Source organism: Clostridiaceae bacterium (assembly GCA_012840395.1).
GTDB lineage: Bacteria > Bacillota > Clostridia > Acetivibrionales > DULL01 > DULL01.
Genome location: DULL01000023.1, coordinates 1 through 4334, shown reverse-complemented (window position 1 = coordinate 4334; position 4334 = coordinate 1). Strand labels below are relative to the sequence as shown.

Genomic DNA, 4334 nt, shown 5'->3' with positions numbered 1-4334 from the left:
TTGCTTCCGGCTTCCTTCAGATTCCACCTCGCGATGGACACCCTTGCCGTCTGCTAGTGGTTGGCAACTGCCTGCCCCCACAGCGGACTTTCACCGCCTAGCTACGTGCCATGCGTGGCACACACATAACAATAACAGAGTGGAATGTATGTTATCTTCCACTCTGTTATGTAATTTTTTACCTCAAAGCCTATTCCTTCTTAAAAGTTTATTCCTTCTTATCATTCTTATCATTTTGCTTATACTGCTTTAATATGTTTTCCAGGGTATTTACATAATCTATAAATTCACTCTTTCCCTTTTCTGTCAGAATATATCTTGTACGGGGCTTTTTATTAAAAAAATCCTTTAAAACTTCTATATATCCCCCTTCCTCCATTTTTGAAATCTGAACACTTAAATTTCCATCAGTTGCGCCTGTTATTTCCTTCACTTCCTTGAAAGTCTTTTCTCCTGTCATTAGACAGGATATTATAGCAATCCTCAGTTTTGATTGCAATATATCAGGGATTGAATTAATGTCCAAACTAATTCCCCCTTACTTCCTTTTTTTGCCGGGTCTTTAGGAAAAAACCAATGTATAAGAAAGTGAATGGAAGTGATACCATATATAATAATTGGGTCAATGGGCTGCTAAACCTAGGAAAGTTAAAGTAGGCATGTAGTATACTTATTACAATATAAACAATGCCAATACGGCTTAGCTGTTTGTAGTCTGTCAATAGTGCCGTAATAATGGAAGCTATTGATAAACTGAATAACAACGTAGATAAATTATCTGTATGCACTGTAATACTTCCAAGATTTACTGATGTATTTGCAGTATCAATAAAGATTTTAGGAGGAATAACATTCATAGCCAAAGTCAGCACCCATACTGTCATTAAGTGTTTTTCCAGTCCCACAAGCGGAACATTCTTAGATACAATAAAGTAAATAATGACAGCAAACAAGGTTATAACACCAACAGGAAAAATATAATTAAGTAATGGAAAGTTTTGTGTAATATTAAGCATATGTTCTTTATTAATAATCATTATCAGGTTAATTAAACTGTTTAAAATAAAGAGTAATCCCCAGTAAATAAAGATTTTACTGAATGCTGTAAAGGATTTGCTGGTCTTATCGATAACCCCTTTAATAATTGAAATGTTCTCAACTGCCTCATGAATAGTTTTCTCATCCATATTATCAACTCCCCCACAGATTAATTTTTGTTAAAATTGATTTATATAATGCTGTATAATTATAAAGTACTTTATATTTTAAAGTATATGGCAAAAAAAATATAATGTCAATAATTAAAAACAAAATTTTTTGACCATTTCAAATCTTTTTTACTTGTTTTTATCAACCTGGAAACATTCTATACCTCATTATTGAAAGCATTTTTATACAGCTTGGAAGCTAATTTCCTCTGCCTCATATGGAACCAGCAAACTTTGTAGTGATTTCAGGTCTGAAGTACCTTTGTAAAGCCATCTATGTATTAAGTCATCCCTTAATATAACCGGCATTCTGTTATGAATAAATGAAATTTTTGAGGTTGCATCTGTAGTAATAATGGTTGTTGCTGCATAATACATTCCTTTGTCGTCCTTGAAAATATTATATAGGCCTGCCATATAAAATATCCTTTTTTCTTTTACAGTGATTAAATACTTGGTTTTCTTTTTATCTTCATGGGTAAGCCATTCAAAATAGCCCCTGGCAGGTATCAAACAACGTTTTTCTGCAAAAGCATTCCTGAACATAGGTTTCTCAGCCAGTGTTTCAGCTCTGGCATTGATTATTACACCACTTTTCTTAAAACCTGGGAATCCCCATTTGGCAGTACTTAAAATATTTCTTCCATTATAAGAATAGACCACAGGAATAATATTAGTAGGAAAAACCTCACCACTTGCTATACCATTTTTATTGAATTTATCTGAAAAATCATCTATGATATCGTTCATTAAAGCAAAATCATCTTCAATAATAGCCAGATATCTTCCACACATTTTGCCTCTCCCTTACTTCTTATTTGAACTTTTCTTCCGGGTCAGGGATATTCCTCCGAACCCGCTAATAATTGCAATATAAAATCCAAAATCATACCACCAGCCGGTATTCATTACTTCATAAACTCTTACATTATCCTTGAAAAGCCCGATTATCAATGAAATTGGCGCAATCCATCCATGCCATATTCCCCAGAAAAATCCTGCCGGGTTCGAAGATGTATATGTTCCGTCTCCAGGCACACATCCTGTAAATGTAAAAATAATTAGCAAAACTATAAAACCTATTAATAACACTTTTTTTTTCATATAATCCCCCAATTTCATTCTAATTCTGAAGAAAGTTTTTCACACAATATTTATTTGCACTCTATTATTAACTTTAACCTATCTCTATAACAACATATCCACTTTGTACAATAATAATATATATAATATGATACTATATAATAATAAATAATACATTATTAATACTATTATATCCTGTCTGCTTTGAAAACCTTTCTGCAAATTCCATGATAAATTCTTCCGGCAATTAAATATAGCCCTATTCCCACTGCAGCTCCTGCCGCATCAATAACCACATCCGTAAACTGGCTTCCTCTGCCTGGAACAAACAATTGATGCACTTCATCAAGTATTGCATAAGCAGTACAAACAGTAAATGCCCATGTGAAGCTATTATATTTTCTTGCACCACTGATTCTAAAAGTAACCATGGTAAGAATACCCAGCATCAGGTATGTAAAGAAATGAGCATTCTTTCTTATGGTATTATTCAAGCTTCTTATATCAAAATCAACATTGGGAGCAACTTTTTCAATAGTGCTGACTATCACTTCAGCAACATCTTTGCTAAGCCTATTGGACTGTTCGGCTTCCTGGGATGACAAACAGAAAATAAATATCATCCATAATATGACAGCTATCCAGGATATGTATCTAAACTTCATAATCAAATTCCTTATATTATATTTATTATACTGTTAACATTTATTTTGTCATATACTTAATAGTATATACTTTAAGTATATACTATTGCCTAACATCCTGATATATCTTTGGCTTTTGTTTAAAATTTAAATATTCAAGAAGAGGCTTTTGTACCTCTCCTTTTTACCTTTTAACCAGATTTCAAGAAGTCTGTCGCTTCTATAAGCGGGAGCTGAATTGATGCAAAATATAATAACAACCTTGTTCAGGGGAGGATTGCAATACCCCCACTGAATCCCCCGAGCGTAGCGAATTTGCTACTTGATAGCGTCAATTTGTAACCTAGATTGCGTTTTAATAAGTTCTTTTTCATAAGCTCTTTAGACTATTTTCTTCGCTGCTTCAAGTTTTTCCCCTATTTGGCTCAATTTATATGAACCAATGAATCCTAACACTCCGAGAATTATACCTATCAAATAACCTATATTAAAATTTATTTCGGGAAAAATGGTAATAATAGAACCTAAAACAAATCCTAGTACAGTATAATATGTAATTCCATGAAACTTTTTAAATAAATAACTGATTATTTTGGCAAACAGTAGTATGCTAAGTCCACAACCTAAACCAACGGGAATAAGAATCATTAAATCCATATTTACAAGTCCGTCAAGCAGCACTTCATAAGCTCCAAAATACATAAGAATAAACGCAGAACTAGCTCCAGGCACAATAGTTCCAAAGCCAATAATAGCACCGTATATTAAAAGTACAATTATTCCTGTGCTGCCCTTTGGAACGATATTAACATACCTTTTTTCAAGTATCAGAAACAAAACAGTTAATCCTAAAGTAATGATGCATGGAAATATATAATACTTTTTAAATCCCTGCTTATTGGCTTCCTTTAATACAAATGGAAGTGATCCCAGCATCAGTCCAATAAAGAGTAATTTAACCTGAATTTCATAATGTTCAAAAAGATATTTCATAATATTCCCAAATGCTAAAAAACCTGCTCCCATTCCAAGAGCAAGAGGTAGAAATGTTATTATAGTCTCTTTTATATTTTTAAAATCTTTAAAAATATTTGCAATTGCATATGTAATCTTTTCATATACTCCCAACATTACTGCAAAAGTACCACCACTAACGCCAGGAGCAACACCACCTATTCCTATTATTAATCCCTTAATAAAATCCCATATTATATTCAAAATATTCAAAAAAATCAACTCCGATTAATATAGTCAGTTCAGTCCACTGAACATTCTTAATTGAAAAAGTTATTTCCACCCCAAATTCATAGGTAGTGGAAATAAGTTTTGCAAATCAGGAAAAAAAGAAAAGTGGAAATTAATTTTGCAAACATCTTTTTAGTTCATCCACCCTCATCCT

Annotated in this window: 6 protein-coding genes; all 6 read right to left on the bottom strand. The window is 32.7% G+C overall.

Annotation, left to right across the window (positions count from 1 at the left end; translation table 11 throughout):
* Positions 1-208 precede the first annotated feature (208 nt).
* Positions 209-526, bottom strand: a complete 318-nt coding sequence (locus tag GXX20_02935; protein HHW30620.1) for an ArsR family transcriptional regulator — start codon at positions 524-526, stop codon at positions 209-211.
* A gap of 1 nt (position 527) precedes the next feature.
* A complete protein-coding gene (locus GXX20_02930) occupies positions 528-1187 on the bottom strand; it encodes a hypothetical protein (protein HHW30619.1) in 660 nt (219 codons plus the stop codon).
* A 204-nt stretch (positions 1188-1391) separates the two neighbouring features.
* Complete coding sequence (locus GXX20_02925; protein ID HHW30618.1) at positions 1392-2003, bottom strand: SOS response-associated peptidase; 612 nt, start codon at positions 2001-2003, stop codon at positions 1392-1394.
* A gap of 12 nt (positions 2004-2015) precedes the next feature.
* Positions 2016-2312 (bottom strand): hypothetical protein, encoded by a 297-nt coding sequence (locus tag GXX20_02920; protein HHW30617.1) that lies wholly within the window; start codon positions 2310-2312, stop codon positions 2016-2018.
* A gap of 167 nt (positions 2313-2479) precedes the next feature.
* On the bottom strand, positions 2480-2956 hold the full coding sequence (gene vanZ, locus GXX20_02915) for a VanZ family protein (protein ID HHW30616.1): 477 nt from the start codon (positions 2954-2956) through the stop codon (positions 2480-2482).
* Positions 2957-3316: 360 nt separating this feature from the next.
* Entirely contained in the window at positions 3317-4162 is an 846-nt protein-coding gene (locus GXX20_02910) for a DUF368 domain-containing protein (protein ID HHW30615.1), read from the bottom strand.
* Between the last annotated feature and the right edge of the window lie 172 nt (positions 4163-4334).

Excerpts from the sequence above, each read along its gene's own strand:
- GXX20_02930 (HHW30619.1), bottom strand. The coding sequence starts at position 1,187 with ATGGATGAGAAAACTATTCATGAGGCAGTTGAGAACATTTCAATTATT.
- GXX20_02925 (HHW30618.1), bottom strand. The coding sequence starts at position 2,003 with ATGTGTGGAAGATATCTGGCTATTATTGAAGATGATTTTGCTTTAATG.
- GXX20_02920 (HHW30617.1), bottom strand. The coding sequence starts at position 2,312 with ATGAAAAAAAAAGTGTTATTAATAGGTTTTATAGTTTTGCTAATTATT.
- vanZ (HHW30616.1), bottom strand. The coding sequence starts at position 2,956 with ATGAAGTTTAGATACATATCCTGGATAGCTGTCATATTATGGATGATA.